At 39.8% G+C, this 22,666-nt stretch carries 24 protein-coding genes; 8 read left to right on the forward strand and 16 right to left on the reverse strand.

Translation table 11 applies throughout. The annotated features are described in order from the left end of the window. Window positions 1–3 precede the first annotated feature (3 nt). From argS to ABJD64_RS15840, 3 genes are read right to left on the reverse strand one after another with little or no spacing between them, the layout of a single operon-like run. Window positions 4–1,797 (reverse strand): arginine--tRNA ligase, encoded by a 1,794-nt coding sequence (gene argS / locus ABJD64_RS15830; protein WP_348183249.1) that lies wholly within the window; start codon window positions 1,795–1,797, stop codon window positions 4–6. Between the two features lie 6 nt (window positions 1,798–1,803). Then, a complete protein-coding gene (locus ABJD64_RS15835; RefSeq protein WP_348183251.1) occupies window positions 1,804–2,745 on the reverse strand; it encodes an arginine deiminase-related protein in 942 nt (313 codons plus the stop codon). A 1-nt stretch (window position 2,746) separates the two neighbouring features. Beyond that, the gene (locus ABJD64_RS15840) at window positions 2,747–3,664 is read right to left on the reverse strand and encodes an arginine deiminase-related protein (protein ID WP_348183253.1); all 918 of its coding nucleotides are present in this window, start codon (window positions 3,662–3,664) and stop codon (window positions 2,747–2,749) included. A 124-nt stretch (window positions 3,665–3,788) separates the two neighbouring features. Here ABJD64_RS15840 and ABJD64_RS15845 point away from each other — a divergent pair, with 124 nt between their 5' ends. From ABJD64_RS15845 to ABJD64_RS15855, 3 genes are all read left to right on the forward strand, one after another. Next, window positions 3,789–5,180, forward strand: a complete 1,392-nt coding sequence (locus tag ABJD64_RS15845; RefSeq protein ID WP_348183255.1) for an arginine decarboxylase — start codon at window positions 3,789–3,791, stop codon at window positions 5,178–5,180. Window positions 5,181–5,276: 96 nt separating this feature from the next. Next, window positions 5,277–6,008 (forward strand): polyprenol monophosphomannose synthase, encoded by a 732-nt coding sequence (locus ABJD64_RS15850; protein ID WP_348183256.1) that lies wholly within the window; start codon window positions 5,277–5,279, stop codon window positions 6,006–6,008. A 113-nt stretch (window positions 6,009–6,121) separates the two neighbouring features. Next, window positions 6,122–6,565 (forward strand): Dps family protein, encoded by a 444-nt coding sequence (locus tag ABJD64_RS15855; RefSeq protein WP_348183258.1) that lies wholly within the window; start codon window positions 6,122–6,124, stop codon window positions 6,563–6,565. A gap of 61 nt (window positions 6,566–6,626) precedes the next feature. On the opposite strand, the gene ABJD64_RS15860 is transcribed toward ABJD64_RS15855, so the two are convergent. From ABJD64_RS15860 to ABJD64_RS15875, 4 genes are read right to left on the reverse strand one after another with little or no spacing between them, the layout of a single operon-like run. Then, window positions 6,627–7,037 (reverse strand): pilus assembly protein, encoded by a 411-nt coding sequence (locus ABJD64_RS15860; protein WP_348183259.1) that lies wholly within the window; start codon window positions 7,035–7,037, stop codon window positions 6,627–6,629. Then, complete coding sequence (locus tag ABJD64_RS15865; RefSeq protein WP_348183261.1) at window positions 7,018–7,266, reverse strand: hypothetical protein; 249 nt, start codon at window positions 7,264–7,266, stop codon at window positions 7,018–7,020. Before ABJD64_RS15865 ends, ABJD64_RS15860 begins: the two co-directional genes overlap by 20 nt. A 43-nt stretch (window positions 7,267–7,309) precedes the next feature. After that, window positions 7,310–9,697, reverse strand: a complete 2,388-nt coding sequence (locus tag ABJD64_RS15870) for an ABC transporter permease (RefSeq protein ID WP_348183263.1) — start codon at window positions 9,695–9,697, stop codon at window positions 7,310–7,312. Between the two features lie 56 nt (window positions 9,698–9,753). After that, on the reverse strand, window positions 9,754–10,206 hold the full coding sequence (locus tag ABJD64_RS15875) for a thioredoxin fold domain-containing protein (protein ID WP_348183265.1): 453 nt from the start codon (window positions 10,204–10,206) through the stop codon (window positions 9,754–9,756). 129 nt (window positions 10,207–10,335) lie between these two features. Between ABJD64_RS15875 and ABJD64_RS15880 the strand changes: the two genes are divergently transcribed. The 4 genes from ABJD64_RS15880 (at window position 10,336) to pruA (ending at window position 15,098) form a co-directional block, all read left to right on the forward strand. Beyond that, entirely contained in the window at window positions 10,336–11,262 is a 927-nt protein-coding gene (locus tag ABJD64_RS15880; RefSeq protein WP_348183267.1) for a transporter, read from the forward strand. Beyond that, window positions 11,259–12,359, forward strand: a complete 1,101-nt coding sequence (locus tag ABJD64_RS15885) for a DUF3179 domain-containing protein (RefSeq protein ID WP_348195045.1) — start codon at window positions 11,259–11,261, stop codon at window positions 12,357–12,359. The genes ABJD64_RS15880 and ABJD64_RS15885 overlap by 4 nt, the downstream gene beginning before the upstream one ends. Window positions 12,360–12,452: 93 nt before the next feature. Further along, window positions 12,453–13,214: an SDR family oxidoreductase gene (locus ABJD64_RS15890; protein WP_348183271.1), complete on the forward strand. Its 762-nt coding sequence runs from the start codon at window positions 12,453–12,455 to the stop codon at window positions 13,212–13,214. A gap of 252 nt (window positions 13,215–13,466) precedes the next feature. Continuing rightward, entirely contained in the window at window positions 13,467–15,098 is a 1,632-nt protein-coding gene (gene pruA / locus ABJD64_RS15895) for an L-glutamate gamma-semialdehyde dehydrogenase (RefSeq protein ID WP_348183272.1), read from the forward strand. Window positions 15,099–15,150: 52 nt separating this feature from the next. Here pruA and ABJD64_RS15900 read toward each other — a convergent pair whose 3' ends face one another. From ABJD64_RS15900 to ABJD64_RS15920, 5 genes are all read right to left on the reverse strand, one after another. Next, on the reverse strand, window positions 15,151–15,726 hold the full coding sequence (locus tag ABJD64_RS15900) for a non-canonical purine NTP diphosphatase (RefSeq protein ID WP_348183274.1): 576 nt from the start codon (window positions 15,724–15,726) through the stop codon (window positions 15,151–15,153). A gap of 6 nt (window positions 15,727–15,732) precedes the next feature. Further along, window positions 15,733–16,482 (reverse strand): FKBP-type peptidyl-prolyl cis-trans isomerase, encoded by a 750-nt coding sequence (locus ABJD64_RS15905; RefSeq protein WP_348183276.1) that lies wholly within the window; start codon window positions 16,480–16,482, stop codon window positions 15,733–15,735. 2 nt (window positions 16,483–16,484) lie between these two features. Then, window positions 16,485–16,946 (reverse strand): FKBP-type peptidyl-prolyl cis-trans isomerase, encoded by a 462-nt coding sequence (locus ABJD64_RS15910; protein ID WP_348183278.1) that lies wholly within the window; start codon window positions 16,944–16,946, stop codon window positions 16,485–16,487. A gap of 119 nt (window positions 16,947–17,065) precedes the next feature. Further along, complete coding sequence (locus ABJD64_RS15915; protein ID WP_348183280.1) at window positions 17,066–17,983, reverse strand: FKBP-type peptidyl-prolyl cis-trans isomerase; 918 nt, start codon at window positions 17,981–17,983, stop codon at window positions 17,066–17,068. Then, window positions 17,973–18,986: a bifunctional oligoribonuclease/PAP phosphatase NrnA gene (locus ABJD64_RS15920; protein WP_348183282.1), complete on the reverse strand. Its 1,014-nt coding sequence runs from the start codon at window positions 18,984–18,986 to the stop codon at window positions 17,973–17,975. Before ABJD64_RS15920 ends, ABJD64_RS15915 begins: the two co-directional genes overlap by 11 nt. Before the next feature lie 157 nt (window positions 18,987–19,143). Here ABJD64_RS15920 and ABJD64_RS15925 point away from each other — a divergent pair, with 157 nt between their 5' ends. Beyond that, the gene (locus ABJD64_RS15925) at window positions 19,144–19,563 is read left to right on the forward strand and encodes a nucleoside-diphosphate kinase (protein ID WP_348183284.1); all 420 of its coding nucleotides are present in this window, start codon (window positions 19,144–19,146) and stop codon (window positions 19,561–19,563) included. A 48-nt stretch (window positions 19,564–19,611) separates the two neighbouring features. Here ABJD64_RS15925 and ABJD64_RS15930 read toward each other — a convergent pair whose 3' ends face one another. The 4 genes from ABJD64_RS15930 to tsaB all read right to left on the reverse strand — a co-directional run bounded on the left by ABJD64_RS15930 (window position 19,612) and on the right by tsaB (window position 22,662). Continuing rightward, window positions 19,612–20,604 carry a lysylphosphatidylglycerol synthase transmembrane domain-containing protein gene (locus tag ABJD64_RS15930; protein WP_348183286.1) on the reverse strand — a complete coding sequence of 331 codons (993 nt, stop codon included), beginning with the start codon at window positions 20,602–20,604 and terminating at the stop codon, window positions 19,612–19,614. A 53-nt stretch (window positions 20,605–20,657) separates the two neighbouring features. Next, complete coding sequence (locus ABJD64_RS15935; RefSeq protein ID WP_348183288.1) at window positions 20,658–21,407, reverse strand: segregation/condensation protein A; 750 nt, start codon at window positions 21,405–21,407, stop codon at window positions 20,658–20,660. 62 nt (window positions 21,408–21,469) lie between these two features. Then, complete coding sequence (locus ABJD64_RS15940; protein WP_348183290.1) at window positions 21,470–21,985, reverse strand: DUF2480 family protein; 516 nt, start codon at window positions 21,983–21,985, stop codon at window positions 21,470–21,472. Beyond that, window positions 21,985–22,662: a tRNA (adenosine(37)-N6)-threonylcarbamoyltransferase complex dimerization subunit type 1 TsaB gene (gene tsaB / locus ABJD64_RS15945; protein WP_348183291.1), complete on the reverse strand. Its 678-nt coding sequence runs from the start codon at window positions 22,660–22,662 to the stop codon at window positions 21,985–21,987. Before tsaB ends, ABJD64_RS15940 begins: the two co-directional genes overlap by 1 nt. Window positions 22,663–22,666 lie beyond the last annotated feature (4 nt).

Genomic DNA, 22,666 nt, shown 5'->3' on the forward strand with positions numbered 1-22,666 from the left:
AGATTACATTCTGTCCGGTACATGAATTCCCAGCAAAGACATGCCGAATTTTATATTTATAGCCACTTGTGCCGATAATGCTACTCTCGATACCGTAACTTCTTGTGCCTGTTCACCGAAAATGGCTAATTCGGCATAGAACTTATTATACTCTTTAGCCAGGTCATATACATATTGAGCTATGACCGAGGGTAAATAGTCTTCTGCCGCTAGTTTGACTCGATTTGGCAATTCCGAAATCAAATAAATCAATTCACATTCTGCCTTACTTAATTCAATATCAGGACTAATAGTAAGATCATCTTTTTTCAGACCAAGTTCATCAGCTCGTCTCAAAATTGCTGATATTCTTGCGTGCGTATATTGAATAAAAGGCCCTGTGTTGCCATGAAACTCTATTGATTCTTGGGGGTCAAATAGCATGCGCTTTTTAGGATCTACTTTGAGTAGGAAATATTTGAGCGCCCCCAAACCAATGGTGTCATATAATTCTTCTGCTTGTTCCTTTGTGAAGCCGTCGATCTTACCCAATTCTTTGGTGTGATGAGCTGCGGTACTCACCATTTCATTCATTAGATCATCAGCATCTACCACTGTTCCTTCCCGAGATTTCATTTTGCCGGAAGGCAGGTCCACCATGCCGTAGGATAGATGGTAGCACTCCTCCGCCCACTTGTAACCGAGCTTCTTCAGTATTAGAAACAAGACTTTGAAATGATAATCCTGCTCATTGCCGACCGTGTACACTTGCTTGATCAATCCGGGATATTCTTTGAATCGCTGAATCGCGGTTCCTATATCCTGTGTCATATAGACTGCCGTTCCATCCGAACGTTGAACAATTTTCTGATCCAGCCCTTCGTCTGTAAGGTCTACCCAAACGGAGCCATCATCTTTTTTGAAGAAATGACCATTTTTCAAGCCTTCGGCAACTTGTTCCTTACCTAGCAAGTAAGTATTGGATTCGTAGTACAGCTTATCAAAAGTGACTCCCATTTGTTCATAGGTAGCGTCGAACCCCTTATAAACCCAACCGTTCATTTTTTCCCAAAGTGCGTAGGTCTCCGGCTCTTTTGCCTCCCACTTTATTAGCTCTTGCTGAGCTTCCAACAAGATGGGGGCTTGCTTCTCAGCTTCCTCTTGTGTTTTTCCCGAAGCTACAAGCTCCTTAATTTCAGTTTTATACGCCTTATCAAACGCTACATAGTATTTACCTACCAGCTTATCTCCTTTGAGGCCTGAGGACGCAGGTGTCTCTTCATTGCCGAATTTCTGCCAGGCCACCATTGATTTGCAAATGTGAATGCCGCGGTCATTAATAATCTGAACTTTGACCACATCATAACCAAAGGCATCATAAATTTTTGAAACTGAGTATCCTAAAAAGATATTCCTGAGATGACCAAGGTGCAACGGCTTATTGGTATTTGGAGAAGCGTATTCTACCATTACCTTTTTACCCTTACGGTCGTGCGTACCATAGTCAGGTGTTTGAGCAATTTGGTTGAATAAGTCTGTCCAAACTGATGAGGACAATTCAATGTTGAGAAAGCCTTTGACTACATTATATCCTGAAACTACTTGACAACTTTCTTTTAGAAAAGCACCTAACTCCTCACCCGTCTCCATCGGATTTTTCTTTGAGATTTTCCCATAAGGGAAGGTCACAAAAGTGTATGTACCCTCGAATTCCTTCCTGGTCGGTTGAAGTCCCAATTCTGAATCATTCACCTGGTGATTATAGAGGGATTTGAGTCCTTCCGCTATGCCTTGCTGTAGTTGTGATACGATGTTCATTCTTTCTTAATTCTTGGGCAGAAATACCTCTGCCATCATACATCTGGCGCTTCCGCCTCCCAAGGCCTCGATGGTATCGAGCGAACTGGAAATGATGTCTTTGTTATATCTTAAAATTTTGTTTTTCTGATCCTCTTCTAATGATATGTAAGCAGCTGCTGACATGACCATAAACCGATCTCCTGATTTATTCTCTACTTGCAACATGTTGCCTGCAAAGTGAGCTTTTTGACTTTCAGAGATCTCAATTACTTCTTTTCCGGAGTTCTCTAGCGAATCTACCACCATTTTACGTTCTGCTTGATCATCGATGGTATCCAGACAAATCACTGCAAACTCATGTCCAAGTGCCATCATCACATTGGTGTGGTAGATAGGAAGTCTTTTTCCATCCACGGTTTGATTAGCCGTAAAGGATACAACTTCAAAACCGAAGGCACTCTCGAAATCCTTTATTACATCCGGATGGGTTCTTTCAGAAATGGCTGCATAGGCAATACGGTTTCCACGATCCAGAATAAGGCTTCCGGTACCTTCCAAAAACTTACTGGATCCTTCAGCTCCGGATAGGTCTATGATATTGGTGATTTTATAACCATCTTCGGAAAATTGATCAATGATATCAGGCCTTCTCTCCAGTCGTCTGTTTTTCGCATACATTGGGTAAAGTCCTACAACCCCATCATCGTGAAAGGAAATCCAATTGTTTGGAAATATCGAATCTGGTGTACTGGGTTCAAGTGTATCATTGATTACAATGACATCTATGCCATTTGAACGAAGTTTTTCTACAAAGTCATCAAATTCTGACAGCGCCCGAGCTTGCACATTTTCTGGAGTGATTCCTTCCAATGCTTTTTGATAATAATTATTTACAGCAGTTTGCTCATTAAGCCTGAACTGTACTGGCCGTACCATCATAATGGTAGATGTTGTATTGATTCCCATATTAGTAGGCTCTTTCGAGTGGTAAGGTGGAACATCTCAATAAACCTTCCATCTTGGCAGTTTCACCATAAGGAACTCTTTCTACAGTAAATCCTCTTCTCTCCAATTCATCATTCAATCGAACGAAGCCTTGCTCACTTATAACCACCTTTGGCGAAATTGAAAACACGTTTGAATTCATATCATACATTTCATCCTTTGTGATTTCAATGCAGTTTTCCTTACCAAAATGACTTACTAAAAGGTCGTAATCTTTTTCGTTTTTGAATCCCCCTTTATAGATAATGCACTGATCATTTCCTATGGGCTGAAAACAACAATCTAGATGCAAGGCATTTTCTTTAGGTTTGGTGTCTGATTTCTTGAGCTCAAATGCATAGAATTCGCAGTTAGGAAATTGCTCTCGAAGGAATTCCACACCGGCACGATTGGTACGACTAACTTTATACTTATTGTAATCTTCATCCTCAGAATATCCGATATACAATTTTTCTTTCCAAGGCATAACATCTCCCCCCTCCGCATAAGCGCCTTCAGGCATTTGAAGTATTTGCTCCGGATTAATTTGATCAAGCAAGTAATTGATACCTTCCTTTTCGGAGGAACGATCATCAATGATATTAGGCACGACAAATTTATCCCCTACCACGAACCCAATATCTCGAGCAAAAACCTGATTGGTATCTTGCAGGACACTGGGCCTGTAAACCTTCACGTTATGTTTGGTCAGAGCTTTTTCTACAGCTGCCATTTCTTTAACAATATCTTCTTCAACTGGAAATGTACCATCCAGAATGTGCTCCCTTGACTTAGGATCATAAGCCTCTTCAATGTCCGGCACGCCTCCAAAGCTTTCTCCTGTACCAAGTACCACAGACTTGAGTGGAGCGGTTTCATCTTTTATTAAAATATCAATCATCAAATTCGGGTTTTTGGGAGCGCAAATTTAATAGGAATTTTACCAATTACGATGATGCATATTCAACATAAATTTGCGGATATTTGCCGGTTTCCGTTGGCCATTAATTTATTCTGTCAATTCAATGAAAAAGTACTATGATTTAATTGATCAAACTTTTGATTTTCCAAATGCTGAGTTTGAGGTGAAAAGTAATCATTTAAATTTCAATGGTGTCAATCTGATGAACATCATTGAAGAACATGGAACACCTCTCAAACTCACCTACCTACCTAAGATTTCTGAGAAAATCCAGGCCGCTAAAAGTTTTTTTGACAAGGCCATCAAAAAGAAAAAATACAATGGCTCTTATACCTATTGTTATTGTACTAAATCAAACCATTTCTCATTTGTTCTCGAAGAAGCTTTAAAAAATGATATTCACATAGAAACTTCTTCGGCATACGACATTTCAATTGTCGAGACTTTATACGAAAAGGGGCTTATTACAAAAGATACTTATATTATTTGCAACGGTTATAAGCGCCCACACTACCTCAAGAAAATAACTGAACTTTTAAATGCTGGCTTCAAAAACTGTCTTCCCATCTTGGACAATCTAATGGAGTTGGATTACTATGATCAGCATGTTGAGAAACCTTTCAATATGGGTATGAGGTTAGCAGCCGATGAGGAACCCAATTTTGAGTTTTATACTTCACGACTCGGTATTCGCTACAGTGATGTATTAGATTATTATCAGAATAGGATTACCGGGAAGTCGAAAGGAAAGCTAAAAATGCTTCATTATTTCATCAATACCGGCATCAAGGATTCGGCTTACTATTGGAGTGAATTGAGCCGTTTCATGTACAAATACTGTGAGCTTAAGAAGATTTGCCCTGATTTAACAGCTGTGGATATAGGAGGTGGTTTTCCTGTCAAAAACTCATTACATTTCGAATATGACTATGCATACATGGCTGAGCAGATCGTCGAAAACATTCAATGGATTTGCAAAAAGAACAGCATAGAAGATCCAGACATTTTCACGGAGTTTGGCAGTTATACTGTAGCAGAAAGTGGGGCGACAATTTATTCAGTCCTAGACCAGAAGCTTCAAAATGATAAAGAAAAATGGTACATGATGGATGGCTCGTTCATTACCCATATGCCGGATGTATGGGGGCTGAATTCAAAATTCATCATGCTTCCAGTCAATCTATGGGATAATCACTTTCATCGAGTGAATATTGGAGGATTGACTTGCGATAGCATGGACTACTATGATTCTGAGGCACATGTATCTGAAGTTTTTTTACCGATCATAGAAAAGAATCAGACGATGTATTTCGGTTTCTTTCATACTGGGGCCTATCAAGAGTCCTTAGGTGGTTACGGTGGAATACAACATTGCCTAATACCTGCTCCCAAACACATTTTAGTAGAACGCGATGACAACGGAAAGGTAGTAACTCGCGTATTTGCTGAAGAACAGTCCAGTGAACAAATGATGAAAATATTAGGATATCATTAAATGTTGTCCTGGCTTTACTTTTTGAGGACATTTAAAGTAAGGGGGTGTTCAAAATTTCTAATTTTAGAATAGATTCGTAAAAAATAAACTACACGCTTGAATAAGAGTCTTGTCATCATACCTACGTTCAATGAAAAAGAAAACATTGAAGATATCATAAGAGTTGTCTTTGATCTTCAATCTGAATTTGATGTTTTGGTAGTGGATGACAACTCGCCTGATGGAACTGCTGATATTGTAAAAAAACTTCAAGCCGAGTTTGATTGCCTCCACCTTTTAGAAAGAGCCGGAAAAGCGGGATTAGGCACTGCATATATTGCCGGATTTCATTTTGCGCTTGACGCTGGGTATGAATACATCTTTGAGATGGATGCCGACTTCTCTCATAACCCTAGTGACCTTATACATTTGCGAGATGCTTGTAAAAATCAGGGGTATGACGTGGCGATAGGGTCTAGATATATTTCTGGCGTAAATGTTGTTAACTGGCCAATGGATAGAGTTTTGATGTCATATTGTGCTAGCATGTATGTACAGTTTATCACAGGTATTCCTATAAAAGATACCACTGCGGGATTTAAATGCTATACGAGAAAAGTTCTTGAAACAATTCATCCAGACAATGTTCACTTCGTAGGCTATGCCTTCCAAATCGAAATGAAGTTCCTGGCCTGGAAGTATGGGTTTAAAATCAAAGAAGTTCCAATCATATTTACTGACCGAACCAAAGGCCAGTCAAAAATGTCGCGGGGGATATTCAAGGAGGCCGTCTTTGGCGTGATTCAAATGAAAATGAAAAGCCTTTTCAAAAAATATATTCCTGTCTAGAATTAACATCGATATTCTTTATCGTCGCATTGTAATAACTGATTTCATATTTTGTCCGCTCCTGGTGCCTTTATCGTTATTTGTATCAAACGATATCTTTAAAATTGAATGATATGAAAGAGAACAAAGTAGTTATTGAAAAATTGAACGAGCTCCTTGCTGACTTCCAGATATACTATCAAAACCTTAGAGGCTTCCATTGGAATATTCAGGGTAAGGAATTTTTTGAATTGCATGTGAAATTTGAAGAGTTATATACAGATGCTGCCATGAAAGTAGATGAAATTGCAGAACGCATCCTCACAGTTGGCGGCACACCATTGCACAGTTTTGAAGACTATTTGGCAACAGCTCAGATTAAGCCTGTAAAAAATGTGCATGACGGAATAACGTCAGTCAAGACCGTGGTAGCCAATTTGGAACAAATTGTGGAACAAGAGAAAGCACTCAAAGAGTTGGCTGGAGAAGCAAACGACGGAGGTACCGAGGATCAAATGTCTGCCCTAGTAGAAGAGCAGGAAAAGACACTTTGGATGTACAAGGCTTGGTTGAAATAGTTAACATACATGCCAGGTCAGAAAAAAAGAGCAATATCGATGGATACTGCTCTTTTTCCTTTTATACAAAAATATTTCTAAGATACTGATTCCGAATATCACGATAGATGTAAAAGTCCGAGTCAATAGAGGCTATTTCCTGTTGCTTTTTTTCTTCGGCAGCGACTATCAGTGAGGCGTCAGCTAAGTCCATCGGCACGTCATCAATTTTTTTTGTCAACTCCAATATTCTGTCCAGATGACTTTCATCCAATTCGAAAAGCCTTAACCCTCCTCTTTTTATCCATTCCAAAAAAGCACATTGAGCTTTGGTACTAAAATCCAACATATGACAAACTTCTGTCACCACAGGCCAGGTTGACCAAAGGTAACCCTGATAGTTTTTGATAAAGTTCAAGGCTCTCATATGATATTTATCTGACCGGTCAAAGAGTGCGATTAATGGACCTGCATCAATGAGAGTGCTTGACATGCAACTTTTCTTTAAGTTTGGATTTGTAGGTTGTAGAGCGATCAGACTGGCCACTTGCATCAGCTCCGAAAAGATCCTCTCCAAGACTATAAGGCAACTTACCCGCTATTTCTTTTGTGAAATACATAGCCAAAGCTTCTTTAACAACATCCGTTTTAGACATGTTGTTTTGTTCGCTGTAATCCTTTAGCGTTTTCTCAGTGTCCTTATCGAGTCTTACGTTCAGCATTATTCTACAATTATGTAATACAGTAGATTCCATATTGCAAATATCATTCATCCCTCAGCACTTTCGATGGACTTGTATTCGCGGCCTGCCACGTTTGAGACCCTACAACCAACAAGCCTAAAACAGCAACTATAGCTACTCCAAAGACAATAACCCCTGCACCAATATCAACCCTGAAAGCAATGAAATCCATCCAAAGATTATTAATGAACCAGGTAACTGGCACACTTATCAATACCGCTAGCAATAGCAGTTTGGCAAAACCTTTCGAAAGAATATAAACGAGCGCCTGATTGCTCGCACCGAGTACCTTACGGATAGACACTTCCTTTAGTCTGCTTTGAGTACTAAATACCACCATACCCATAAGGCCTAAGCAGGCGATGATAATGGCCAAAAATGATATAAATGAAATGATTTTGGTCAGGTCACCAAACATGAGATCAGCAAAAAAAGCTATTTCATCACTCATCAATTTGTGTTCAATTTTCAAATCGGGGTTGACTGTTGTCCAGGCTGCCTCGATACTCTCAATGGCATTTTCATAATTATCAGAATTGACCCTGATCTGAAGTATTCCAAATTCTTCGGGACTATAAATTAGCGCCAAAGGTTTTATTTCAGAAACCATTGTTTCGTGATTGTAGTTTTCCAGGACTCCGATAACTTCATAATTGACAGAGTCATTGATCACCACAATTTGGCCTATTGCATCAAGTGGGTGGGGATATCCGAAGTTGGCTGATGCCTTCTCATTTATTACCAATTTATTCTCGTTAATCTCGGTTGTAAAAGAGGACCCCGCCACCAAAGTGAGACCCATGTTTTCTACATAGTCCTCATCCACCTCAAAAAAGTTTACATCTTTCTCAATCTGATCGACAACAATCTCGATTGTACTACTCGTACCTGCTGCAGGAGCAAAACCAGCGGCTGATACACTTTGAATATCAGGGTATGATAAAAGTTCATTTTTAAGCTGTTGATGATCAGAATTATTGAGTGAGACAATGACAATATTTTCTGCTTCGAATCCATAATCGGACTCTACCATGAAATTCATTTGATCATAAATCAATTTCACTGTAATAACCAAGAATAGTGACAAGCCAAACTGCCCAACAATTAATGCATTTCGCAATCCCAGCTTGGAGAATACTTTCACGCCTGACAAGTTTTTCAAAGCCTGTAGTGCCTTTACTGATGAATGAAACAAGGCTGGCACAATACCGGCAAAAAAACCTACAGCTATTGAAAATGCCAGGCAAAGCAGGTACACTTCGGTCGATTGTTGCAAATCCCAATCCAAAAGTTGACTAAAGTTTAATTCCAGAAAGATGGGCTCCATGAACTGTACTATTCCAATTGAGAAAATAAAAGCCATCAGAGAGATAATGACCGATTCAGTAAGGAATTGAGTCAAAATCTGATGGCGTACTGCACCAAACACCTTTCTTATTCCAACTTCTTTGGCTCTATTCAGCGATCGGGCAATAGATAGGTTTGTATAGTTAAAACAAGATGAAATAATTATGACCAAAGCCATACCAGCCAGGAAATAGACAAAAATCATAGGTATCCCAGGACCAATTTGATTACCCACAAGTGGACCAGGGCTAATAGCTCTAATATTCTGCAAATAAAATTCTGCATCCATATCTTCCATTTCTCCATATTGCTCTTCGCTGATGACCGCCAGGTTCTTCTCTACATTTTCGGGAATGGTCCCTTCTTCTAATTTAACATAAGTCCAGGTCCAAGATCGATTAGTCCAGGTTTCCAAAGACTTAGGCATGACTTCCTTCTTTATCAGTGACTCCAACGTAGACATAGATGCCAACCCATCAAATTTGATATGAGACTTACCTGCGATTCTTTTTAGGACACCAGTGACCTTATAACTTCCCAGATCGCCCACTTTTATAATCTCGTCAATTGGATTTTCCTTATTGAATAGTTTTTCGGCAGTTTCCTTCGAAAGTACAACAGTGTATGGTTCGAGAAGAGCTGTACGAGGGTCACCATATTCAAACTCATACTGAAACATTTCCACGAAAGATGGATCCGCGAAAAATCCAGAAATTGGGATATTGACGTCCTGCATCAACTTGACCCAGCCATTACCAAATCCTCTGGTGAGTCTCGTATAGCTTGAAACGCCCATATACTTACTTGTTAGTTCTTCACCAAGTGGCAAAGGGGAAGTGGCCATTCCTTCGATGATACCGGGATCGTCACTTCTTGAATGGTTGATTCGATAGATATGATCCGCATCTGTATTGAACCGATCATAGCTAAATTGATCAGCCAACAGCATAATTATAATCAAGCAAATAGAAAGACTAAAAGAAAGACCGAAAACATTGATGAATGAAAACAGCTTATGCTTCCGGATGTTTCGAATCGAAATTTTGAAATAGTTGTAGAACATAATGGTTGTTTTGAGTTGTACCCATTTGACTACATCTAGACATCATTAGTTACATGTCAGGGATCATTCATTCGATTTAATTGCTTGATCAGCTGTTTTGAAGTCTTGTAACCAACAATTTTCTTGCTGCCCTCAAGACTTGAAGGAACATATATCATGGTAGGTAGACCTTCAATACCGAATTTTTTCGCGAGCTCCTTCCCCGTGTACTTAATGCCTTGATAGTCTATGGGTGCCGGACTATCGAAGTCCACCTTCACAGCATAATAGTCCTCGTTCAACATTTTTATTACCCCTGAGTTTGAAAAAGTCGTTTTGTCCATCTTCTTGCACCACCCACACCACTTGGCTGTAAATTCAATAAAAAGTGGCCTTGGAGTTTCCTTTGCTAATTTTTGAGCATACTCCAAATTATTCCAATTCACTTCGAAAGAATCATTATTGGTAAAGCCTGCTATACTAAAGGAGGCTAGATTGATGATGATAAACGTAAATGCTAACTTTTTCATACCTGCGGATTTATAGTCCTATTTAACCACTTGTCGGTATGTTTTGTTCCCAAAATATGTAATTGTCGTCTGGCAGTCCATTGAGATGGAATTTTATTCACTTTTTATTGGTTTAGCTGCTATATGAAAATGTTGTATACAATTCTAATTCTAACTCTAACGGCAGGGTCTGTCCTAGGGCAATCTTGTTGCTCTGGAGGTGCACCACTTAGCGGAAACCTAGGCCTACCGATGGTAGATGGAAGACAAGTACAATTCTCCATCTCCTATGACTTGAATAAACTCAATACGCTGAAGAGCGGTACGGAGACGCTCGATGATAACACACGCACAAGAACTACTCACACGGCGCTGTTTCAAGCTGGTTACAATATAGACAAGCACTGGAGTTTTGAAATTCTCTTGCCTTATGTACAGCAAGAAAGAGAAGTTTCTCCCCTGGGACTTGGCTCAACGGTTGAAATCACGAATGGAATCGGAGATATCGTTTTCCTATCTAAGTATAGATTCCTAAATCACTTTCAAGCGGGCTTAGGCGTGAAATTCCCAACTGGTTCATCCGATGAGACTACATCACGAGGTATTTTGCTCAACGCAGACATGCAACCTGGAAGTGGAGCGTGGGACGGAATCGCCTTTTTTACCAGTGAACATCAGCTAAAAAGCAGGAATTCGCTTTCAGTGTATAGTACCTGGACCTATAGATTCACTGGTAAAAACAATAGCTATTTGATTGATCAAGTTTATGAATTCGGTAATGAGGCCCAGGTCCAAGTTGGAGTAGCAGATCAATTTTTGATTTTTAATCAACTGATAGGCCCTTCCTTAAGTTTTAAATACAGGAATGTATCAGCTGACATTAATGATGGCTTTGATGTACCGAGTACGGGTGGTAGCTGGCTATTCATAAAACCAGGACTATCCTATCTCATTACTCCAACGATCAATTTAGTCACCACGCTAGACCTTCCATTGTATGCCAATCTGGAAGGCACACAGGTCACACCTACTTTTAGATGGAATACTGCTCTCTTATTCAACTTAAAACTACGATGATGAACAATTTCTTAACTTTATTTATTGCAGCATTCGTATTCATTTCATGCGCAAAGGAGAAAGATCCGATTATAGGTAATCCAGGTCTAGCTGCACAGGGAGAATGGTCCATCCCATTGAACAGGATACTTGATGGCGGTCCCGGCAAAGATGGCATTCCTGCATTGGATGAACCAATTTTTGTTTCACCTCAAGAAGCCACTTATTTGGACGATGATGAACTTGTTATTGGTCATTCTAGTGCACAGGAGTCAAAAGCCTATTCTCATTTGGTAATGAACTGGCATGAAATTGCCAATGACTGGTTTGGCCAGGAACCAGTTGCTGTTATCTACTGCCCACTGACTGGTACAGCTACTGGATGGCATAGAAAATTGAACAATCAGGTTACAACTTTCGGCGTTTCCGGACTCTTGTACAACGCCAATGTAATCCCGTACGACAGAAATACTGACAGCAATTGGAGTCAACTAACGCTTGAATGCGTAAACGGCGAGTTGATTGGAACCAGACCAGAAATGGTTAATCTATTAGAAACTTCGTGGTCTACCTGGAAGACTTTTTTCCCAGATACGGAAGTTCTTTCTACTGAAACAGGTTTTGACCGAAGTTATGGCGTGTACCCATATGGGAGCTATAGAACGTCAGAGGGACTAATCTTTCAGGTGAAGGATAGTGATGACAGACTGCATCCAAAAGAGCGTGTTCATAGCATTATCTCAGGTGATTATGTCAAGGCGTATCGATTCAGTAATTTTCCAGAAACTGCCGCTGGAATTATTTTGGATAACGTGGAAGGTCAAAACGTTGTGGTGATTGGTAGTCAAACTCAAAATTTTATAGTTTCATTCTTTGAAAAGCAAATCAATGATGAGGTTTTGACCTTTTCCTTACCTTCCGACGATCTTTACACGAACGGAAATTTTACCTCATCCGTTATCTTGACTGATCAATTTGGTAATAACTGGAATGCGTTCGGATATGCTGTAACTGGGCCCAATGAAGGAGATCAACTCACGCCAACCATGGGCATCATGGGGTACTGGTTTCCATGGACTTCTTTTTATACAACTGTAGATATTTATGGTGAACAATAAAAAAACTGTTAGGTCGAATAGTAATATATTTTCCATCTGAATTTTTATTTAATTCGTTGCGTATTAATTTAACCCTTCGAATTAGAGAAAAAGATGTACATCAACCTATCAGGCTTAAACATTCTAGTAACGGGCGCCAGTAAAGGCATTGGCAAATCCATTGCCTCCAAATTGGCAGAAGCTGGAGCAACCGTAGCAGTTCATTATAACAAAAACATGCGTGAAGCCGAAAATTTGGCCCACGTACTTGGTAATGAATCACGAGCTTTTCAAGCCGACCTCTCAAAAAAAGATGAAGCTGCGAATCTATTTGATCGGGTCATTCTAGAGATGGGAAGTATTGAAATTCTGGTAAATAATGCCGGAGTAGCCAAGGCGGTAGACATTGACGGGAAAGAATCTGATTGGATTAAGGCCTGGAATGAAACCGTTCAGGTGAATCTTACTTCAGCCGGTATTCTTTGTAAGAAAGTGATCGAACATTTCCTAAAAAGAAATAGTGCAGGTCGAATTATCAACATTACTTCCAGAGCGGCTTATAGAGGAGACACCGCTGAATACATGGCTTATGCAGCATCGAAAGCGGGTTTGGTTTCACTAACACAAACTATCGCACGCGCTTATGGAAAAGATGGAATAAAGGCATTCAACATCGCGCCTGGATTTGTTAGAACAGATATGGCTAAGGAAGCCATGGAAAAGTACGGAACAGAGCATGCTACCGCCGATATTTCATTAGAAAGAATGACTGAACCCAAAGACATCGCTCCCATGGTTACTTTCTTGGCAAGTGGTATGGCAGACCACGCCACCGGTAGTACAATTGACATGAATGCGGCTAGTTACATTCATTAATTAGTCAGGACCTATTACGACGAAGAGAAAAAGAAGAAACAAGAGCATAAATACGTAAAAGAGTAAATCTGTTCTGAAATAATTCTTGTACTTCGTATAAAATTCTTTCCATTCTTTCATGCCATATTATTTTAACATCACCTGCCAAATGATGCTATTTTTGGCTAAAATAATATGTATTTATCCAATCCTCATTATAGTTGTCTTTCTTACATTTGCAAAAAATTGATTGACTACTAAAGAATAAACAATATGCCCAAAGGAATATACGCTGTGCCCGTTCCTGAAAACGAACCGGTACTTTCTTACGCTCCCGGCAGTCCTGAAAAAGCTGCACTCAAAGCGGAATTGAAAGCCATGAGAGACAAAGAGATCGATGTACCCATGTACATTGGAAGTGAGCTGGTGACTACAGACAAAAAAGTTAGAATGGCTCCTCCACATGATCACAAACATACATTGGGTTATTACAATTATGGGGATGCTTCACATGTAGAACAAGCCATTAATGCTGCTATGGGAGCCAAGCAAGCCTGGGCTGAGTTATCTTGGGAGCATAGAGCAAGCATCTTTTTGAAGGCTGCCGAATTGGTAGCGGGACCATATAGAGCAAAGATCAACGCCTCAACCATGCTTGCCCAATCTAAAAGCCCATTTCAGGCAGAAATAGATGCAGCTTGTGAATATATTGACTTCTTGAAATTTAATGTTGACTTCATGACGCAGATCTATGCAGAACAACCTGAATCTGCACCTGGCATGTGGAACAGACTTGAGCACAGACCGCTTGAAGGCTTTGTGTTTGCCTTGACCCCCTTCAATTTTACTTCTATTGCAGGGAACCTGCCTGCTGCTCCTGCTTTAATGGGAAACACTGTGGTATGGAAGCCTGCCGAGTCTCAGGTATACTCTGCCCAAATCTTGATGGAAATCTTTAGAGAAGCTGGCGTTCCGGATGGTGTGATCAATATGGTCTATGTCGACGGTCCAACTGCTGGTGAGGTCATCTTCAATCACAGTGACTTCGGCGGATTGCACTTTACTGGTAGCACCGGTGTTTTCCAACTCCTATGGAAGACAATAGGTGAGAATATAAGCAAGTACAAGTCATATCCAAGAATCGTTGGCGAAACAGGTGGTAAAGACTTTATTGTTGCCCATAAGTCTGCAGATGCCAAGGCATTGGCAACAGCTATTATTAGAGGCGCATTTGAATTTCAGGGACAGAAATGTAGTGCTGCTTCCAGAGCCTATATTCCTGACAATATGTGGGAAGAGGTGAAAGGGTACCTGTTAGAAGATCATAAAACCATCAAGATGGGAAGTCCTGAAGATTTCACTAACTTCTTCAATGCGGTGATTGACGAAAAAGCCTTCGATAAAATTTCCAAATATATTGATGCTGCGAAAGAAAGCAATATGGCCGAAATCATAGCTGGAGGAAATTATGATAAGTCTGAAGGGTATTTCATTCAGCCTACTATCATAGTAGCGAAAGATCCAATGTTCACCACTATGTGTGAGGAAATATTCGGCCCGGTTATCACTCTTTATGTATATCAGGCAGAGCGATTCGAAGAAGCCTTGGAACTAGTCGATAGTACCTCGCCTTATGCTTTGACTGGCGCGATCTTTTCTCAAGACAGATATGCGATTGAATTAGCAACTAAAAAGCTCGTGAATGCTGCAGGCAACTTCTACATCAACGATAAGCCTACTGGTGCGGTCGTTGGGCAACAGCCATTTGGAGGATCCAGAGCTTCTGGTACCAACGACAAAGCAGGCTCAATGCTCAACTTATTGAGATGGGTATCCCCAAGAACTATTAAAGAAACATTCAATCCTCCAAAAGATTACAGATACCCTTTTATGGAAGAGAAATAGAAAATTTAAGAATATCTAGAATTCCAAAACCGTACCTCAGTGTACGGTTTTTTTATGCTCTCTTTTCTAAGAAGTCAGTAAGTCTGGCAACTGCTCTTCCTCGGTGAGAAATTGAATTTTTAGTTTGAGCCGGCATCTCAGCAAAGGTGCTTTCATAGCCTTCAGGGATGAAAATGGGATCATAGCCAAAACCATTTGTTCCTCTAGACCCCTCCGTAATTCTTCCAGTCACGATTCCTTCAAATTGGTGAATGCGTTTGTCAATGATTAGCGTAATGACCGTTCTGAATCTTGCTGATTTATTTGTATGCGTCTTTAAGTTCCCTAAAAGCAAATTTATGTTGGCCAAATTGTCTCTTTCTTCTCCTGCATATCGAGCTGAAAATACACCGGGTTCTCCATCTAAAGCTTCGACTTCAAGCCCAGTATCATCGGCAAAGCATGGGATCGAATACTTAGTCGCTACAAATTCAGCTTTGATTTTAGAATTTTCTTCAAGTGTGGCTCCGGTTTCCGGAATCTCATCATGGCAACCGATTTCTGTCAGTCCCACAACATCATAATCAGTGAGAATTTGATTGATCTCTCTGAGTTTGTTCTCGTTATGGGTAGCAAAGCAGATTTTCACCTTGCATCAAGGTCGTATATTTACCAAAGAAAATTCAAATAGCAATGGAGTATTTGGAGGTATAGATTCCGTCCCATCACTATTCACGGTCCCTATTGTGCCATACGCCACAGCGGACGGAATCATAATTAAAGCCGTTGAATTCAGTTCCATTTTTAGCATCACATCTCTCAATCCCGTCTTGAAGCCAGAAATAAATTGAAAATTAATACCGGACCCATCTCTTGTATGATTGAATACCATAGGAATATACGTTCTAGTTAAAGAAAAGACTGGGTCACTAATAGCTCCAGTAGACGCATTGAGTGAATCAAGAAGCTCTTCGTAAGATTTTTCAGAAGCAGCAAGCAAATTATCGAATACAATTCCTTCTGACACATAATTTAAACTATCAGAGTCTTTAGCTCTTGAAGCATTCGTTGTATCAAAAATTTCATTTGATAGAAACTTACCCACATAATGAACCGAAACTATTTCCTTAAAATCAGGAACTCGCGCCGTCGTCGCTGGATTCCATACGATGTAACGAACTCCATTATCGCCAATGACCACCTGGCTTTCATCTATTCCATTAGCCGCATCTGCAATGTAGGCGTCGATCAAGTCGTTGTCAGTATCTGCCTGCACGATCGAATCTAGTCTGGCCTGTTCTATTTCGGCTTCGTTATCAGCAGCATGATCAACGCAACTAATCAGTCCTGAACCAGCTAGCACAACGGCTAGAAAAATACTCCTCACAAAATTCATTCTCATCATTCCTAGTCTATAGCAATCAAGTTAATATCAAATTTTAAATCTTCTTTAGGTCCAATTACCCCTCCCGAACCGGATGTCCCGTATGCCAATTCATGCGGAATATAAAGGGTTCCGGATCCACCTTTGCGGAAAAATCGAAGTCCTTCTTCCCAGCCGTCAATTACTCTACCTTCTCCTAGCAAGACAGGAAAAGCCTCATTCCTATCATAAGATGAATCAAACTTTGTGTCATCCAGATGATAACCAGTATAATGTACCGATACGGTCTGGCCAGTTTTAGGCAGATCACCACTTCCCTCGTTGTCCACTACGTAAATTAAACCTGATGCCGTCTCATTGTAGTCGGTAATATTGTTTCGTTCCAGGTATTCCTCTAGAGTTGGAAAAGAAGGATCAGTGTCTCCATCGCAAGACATTAATCCCAGCGTAAAAAGTGCTAGCAATGCAATTGCCGAAAACTTCATCTGTTTATATTTTTATTTAAGTATTGGATGAAACTTTCCGTTCTTAAATAATTTTATTCCTTGTGTCGGTGAGCCGATTCGGTTTAATAATTATTTAAGAACGGACGTTACATACATTCTTATTGAATATCTACCAATTCTACATCAAACTTAAGGATAGAGTTAGCAGCGATACTGCCAGTCGCTCTTTCTCCATAAGCTAATGAACTTGGGATATAAAGGGTTGCCTTAGCTCCTTTGTTCAACAACGCAATTCCTTCGTCCCATCCCAAAATCACTCTTCCTTGTCCTAAAACAAATCCAAAAGGTGTCCCCCTATCATAAGAAGAATCAAATTTGGTACCATCCATCAAAGTGCCATGATAGTGTACCGATACGTTGTCACCAGCTTTTGCATTATTACCTTCACCTGATTGTGTAATGACGTATCTTAATCCAGACTCAGAAGTCTGTGCTGTTATACCATTGTCCGTGAGATATTGATCTATTACTTCTCCATCTTTCTTGATGGTCTCAGCAGCTTCCTCCAACATTTTAGCTTGGGCAGCAGCTCTCTCTTCACGAGCCTTCTCCTGTGCCTTTTCATACTCTGCCTTTTGATAGGCCTGAAATTCTTCAGTTGTCATCATTGACACTAGCCTGGCATAAAAAGTCACGTTGCTACCAGAGTCTAAACTATCTGGAACGCCCGTCTTAAATGTATTTTCGTACAAATCCTGCGCAGATACCTCGAATGTTGCGCTATCACCTACATTCATGATTTCCAAAGCTTCATACATGGTTCCACCTGATTCCCAAACCGCCTTATTATACTGAATAGCTACGGGACCACCTGCTTTAGCAGAACTCCATTGCTCATTGCCATTGCTATTTTCGTATCTCATATTAAGTTGGATGATGGTACTGTCTTTTAAAGAAGTTCCGTCGCCTTTCTCCACAATTTTTACCTTGATACCTGATTCTGTGGTTCGCTCTTCACTGCATGCAATCGATAGAACGGAAATGGCCAGCACAGCCAATAGAGTGTTATACTTCATAATTTAATTCCTTCGTCTGTTTTAATACTAATTCTCTAAACTTGTTGATGGTTGTTTGTAAGTCATCAGAGGTAGCTCCTCCTGCTGCGTTTTTATGTCCGCCACCATTAAAATACTTTCTTGACAATTCATTCACTGGGATGTCCCCAAAGGACCTAAATGAAATCTTCACTTTGTCCGGATCTTCAATAAATATTGCAGAAACATTTATTCCTTCTATACTAAGACCGTAGTTAACCAGCCCTTCAGTATCCCCGGTTTGATATTTAAATCTCTTTTTGTCTTCCAATGTCAAATAGAAATAAGCCACATTGGTCCCTTCTATTATTTCCAATCTTTCGTTAAGCACAAAGCCTAACAATCTCATCCTGTCCAGTGAATTGTTATCGTATATTTTATGACTGACCTTAGAGATATCAGCTCCCAATTCCATGAGATTTGCCACTATATTGTGAACATGAGGGGTTGTAGATGGATGTCTGAAGTTCCCTGTGTCGGTCATCAAACCAGCATACAAAGCTTCGGCCATGCCTTTTGTTAGCTTTTCGGAATCTCCAAGCATATCAATAAGATCATAGACTAGTTCAGCAGTTGCTGCTGCCTCGGTGCTCCACAATACGTATTTGGCAAATGTTTCAGGATTGAGATGGTGGTCAATCAATACTTTTTCGGCATCTGACTCTGCCACCATTGTTCCCAATTCTCCAATTCTGTTCAAACTTGAAAAATCGAGGCAAAAAATTAAATCCGCATTTTCGACCAGATATTTTGACTTTTCCTCATTACCCTCGAATATCAAGACATCATCATTTCCTTCCATCCATTCCAAAAATTTCGGATAGTCGGTAGGTGTAATGACGCAAACCTGATGTCCCTGCTTCAATAAATATCCTGCAAGTCCCAAGGAAGACCCCAATGCATCTGCATCTGGTTTTATGTGGGTGGTGATTACTATCCGCTTAGGAAGCTCCAGTAATTCTTTAAATGCTGCTAAGTTTTGCATCGATGATGTAAAAAGAAGGTGCAAAAGTGGTGAAATTTATTTGAAATGCAAAAGCAGTGAGGAACTAGAAATTAGGATAAGTAATGAATTCTTTTGATCGTTAAAAATTAACCCTAATTTTGCGGGATTTTTAGAACAAATAAGACTTAATATTTAAATGGCTAATAACAAAACATTCACCATGATCAAGCCGGACGCTTTCAGCGCTGGCCATGCAGGGGCAATCACAAAAATGATAGAAGAAGCAGGCTTTTCGATAAAGGCCATGAAGTTGACGAAACTGACAGCTGAAACTGCCGGTAAGTTCTACGCAGTGCACAGCGAAAGACCATTCTACAATGATCTTTGTTCATATATGTCTTCTGGAGCAATCATTGCTATGATTCTGGAAAAAGACAATGCAGTTGAAGATTTTAGAAAATTGATAGGTGCAACAAACCCAGCTGAAGCAGCCGATGGTACTATCAGAAAAATATTTGCTAAGTCTATCGAGGCAAATGCCGTTCATGGATCTGATTCTGATGAAAATGCTGCTATTGAAGGTTCATTCTTTTTCTCAGAGTTGGAAAAGATCTAAACTGATTTGAGCAATAAAAAATGAATCCCGCCCAAAAGCGGGATTTTTTTATTTCTTAAAAAACTTGCTTCTAATCCAACGTGGTAAAAATATGGCTCCTAATAGCAAGTACGGATAATATGACATTAGGCGCCAAAAGATGCTTGACACAAAAGTGTAGCTGCCTAAATATTCATTAAAGAATTGGTTAAAAAAGAATTCAGCAGTCCCTGAACTTCCAGGTGTAGGAGAAATAAGCATCACGATCCACATGATGATTTGCCTACTAAATATTACCATGTGTTCAGAAACGGTGATTTCGGTATATGCAGAGACTAAACTATTGAGCATCAAATAACGAGCACTCCAAATAAAGATAGTCGCTAGTGAGATTTTCAACCAATAGGACGCCATTTTTCCTTTGATTTCGCTTGAAGCGATCATGATTTCATCTCCGTACTGATTGGCTTTGATACGCCACTTTCTAAAAACCCTAAGGGCAGTGATTTTTAACAAGAACCACTTAAATGCGCGTGGTTTCGCAAACAAACCATATGACATCACCAAGGTATAAATGGCAATCAGAGCATAACTTAGGAAAAAGAAAAACTGCAAACTACTGCCAATCTGAAGATCAAAAGTGGCCACTTTGGGGAATATTACACCATCAGTCAACAACATAACAACTGGTGCAGCAACTACAAAGAACAGGTTATCCAGAATGGCGGTGAGCATCACGTATGCTAGTGATTTACCAAAATTTATACCTTCATATGTAAGGATAAATACGGCAACAGCGGTTCCGCCTACTACGGATGGAGTAACTGCTGATGCAAACTCCCATAGTATGATTACAATAATACTTCTTGTCCAACTTAGTTCTTGATTGGTAAGTGTTCGAATCCGATAGGCATATCCAATATCCCTGGCCAGCAAAACCAAAATGGCAACAAAAACCGATGACCACTTAGCATCAAAGATTAACTTGAGATTATTGGCTGTTATGTTTTCATCGAAATAGAATAATAAAAATACAATACCGAGTCCGACTATGATGGGCACCCATATATTTTTGGGATTAAGAACTTTAAAAGCACTCTTTTTGCTAATCTCCATTAATCGGCTGCGACTGTCTGCGTTTTTTCAATCCAAAAATTATTAAAACCCTCTCCAATGGTAATTTGTACCAATTGCATCTGCAACAATTCTAATATGGCTAGAAAATTGAAAATAACAGCTATTTTTTCCGGTCTTTCAGCCATTACTTCTGTGAAGGCCATTTTTGGAGTCTTGTCTAATGCGTCAAGAATATGCGTTTTCTGACCAGAAATGGTATATGGATATTGAACAACCTTATGTTCAACCTTATTTTGCTCGGCTTCATAACGTTGTAGCACTTTCTTATAGACCTTCAGGATTCTAAACAAGTCCAGATTTTGAAGCTCTGCTTCTACATTGCTCACCTCAGACAAGGCCCGGATTTCTTTTGCCAGATTGCCTCTTTTTTCACGGTCAAGTCGGTTAGACTCAAGTTGAACCAACTCTGCTATAACGGACTTGTATCTTTTGTATTCTAAAAGGTGTCTGACGAGTTCCTCACGAGGGTCGATTTCATTTCCTTCCTCGTCAAGCACAGGCCTTGGCAACAACATCTTAGCTTTAATTCTCATCAAAGTAGACGCGACAAGAATAAACTCACTTGCTACCTCGACATTCATTTTTTCCAAATGTTTGATGTAGTCTAAAAAATCATCAGTAATCTGAGAAATTGGAATGTCGTAAATATCCAGCTCGTCTCTTTGTATGAAAAAGAGGAGAAGATCAAAAGGACCTTCGAATAGCGGTAACTTTACTTCAAATTTCAATCGGTATACTTAGATATCTGTTTCAAAGGTATCACGATTACTTGATTTGAAAAAGCAAGTGCTTATTTTGATTTTGTCTTTTTATAAATGGGCACTGCACTGCATGCCTCGCCATACATAAGACTTGAAACTACTGGATTCAGAAGTCGCGTTATTTCTACATAAGCATATTCAGGTACAGGAAATTTGCCGCATCCTTTTATAATTACTTTCTGATCCTTATAATCGTTCAGATCAATATTAGACAGTGCCTTTTGAAATAAATGATTTTCTAAATGGGACAACTCTCCAAAAACAAAGTTTTTTGCATAGGGTTCCAATGCTGATGCCAGGAGCATGTAGGCCCATGTTGGTACTATTGCGTCCGCACTACAATAAACAGCAACGTTCTTATCCTTGTAGCCTTTCCAATCATGAGTTTTCACGTACAACCTAAAGTCCTTTTCTTTCAGTACAAGTTCGTTGAACAGTTGATCTTTAATATCTACTAAAATTCGTTCTGACTGATCATAGTACTGCTCTAGATCAAAATTGATCAGTGAACTTTGTGCTACTCTATTTATGATCTCTTCTTCCATTATTTAAATGATGATGCTGTTCTGAATTCTTTTAAGTAGAACGGTTCAAAGCTCACAACGTTTTCAAATTTCTGATTCTTGAATTTATCCAATGCCAATAGTGCCACCTCTTCAGCGGAGGGCACAATATTCTTCACAAAATGTGCATTTCGATGCGTGATTATTTGCTCTGATTTATTAGACCCATCTCCAAAGAACAATATTTTATTGTCAGCTAATACATCTTCGAAAGCGTATTCTTCCAAAATAACTGGAGAAGTCGGTCTTACATTTTCAAACCTATCATCAAAGAGGGCGGCATACACCTCCATACGACGTGCATCTAGCATAGGGCAGTAAAATTTAATATCTACAGACCTTCTAAAGAGTTGGTATGCCATTGCCTCCAAGGTGTTAATTGCAATAAGCGGAATATCCAATGCAAAACATAAACCTTTAGCAGCCGAAACCCCAATCCTCAATCCGGTATACGAGCCGGGTCCTTCTGCAACTGCCACTCCTGACAGCTGATCCATCGTGCAACTAGCATTGTCCATCATTTGCCTGATCAAGACATGCAATAGCGAAGAATGAGACTTCTCGATGGAATATAGTTGCGAACCAATAAGTTGGCCTTCTTTCAGCAGCGCTACGGATCCACTGCTGGTAGAAGTATCAATACCGAGTATAAGAGACACTGAT

The organism is Reichenbachiella sp. (genome assembly GCF_039944555.1).
Classification (GTDB): Bacteria; Bacteroidota; Bacteroidia; order Cytophagales; family Cyclobacteriaceae; genus Reichenbachiella.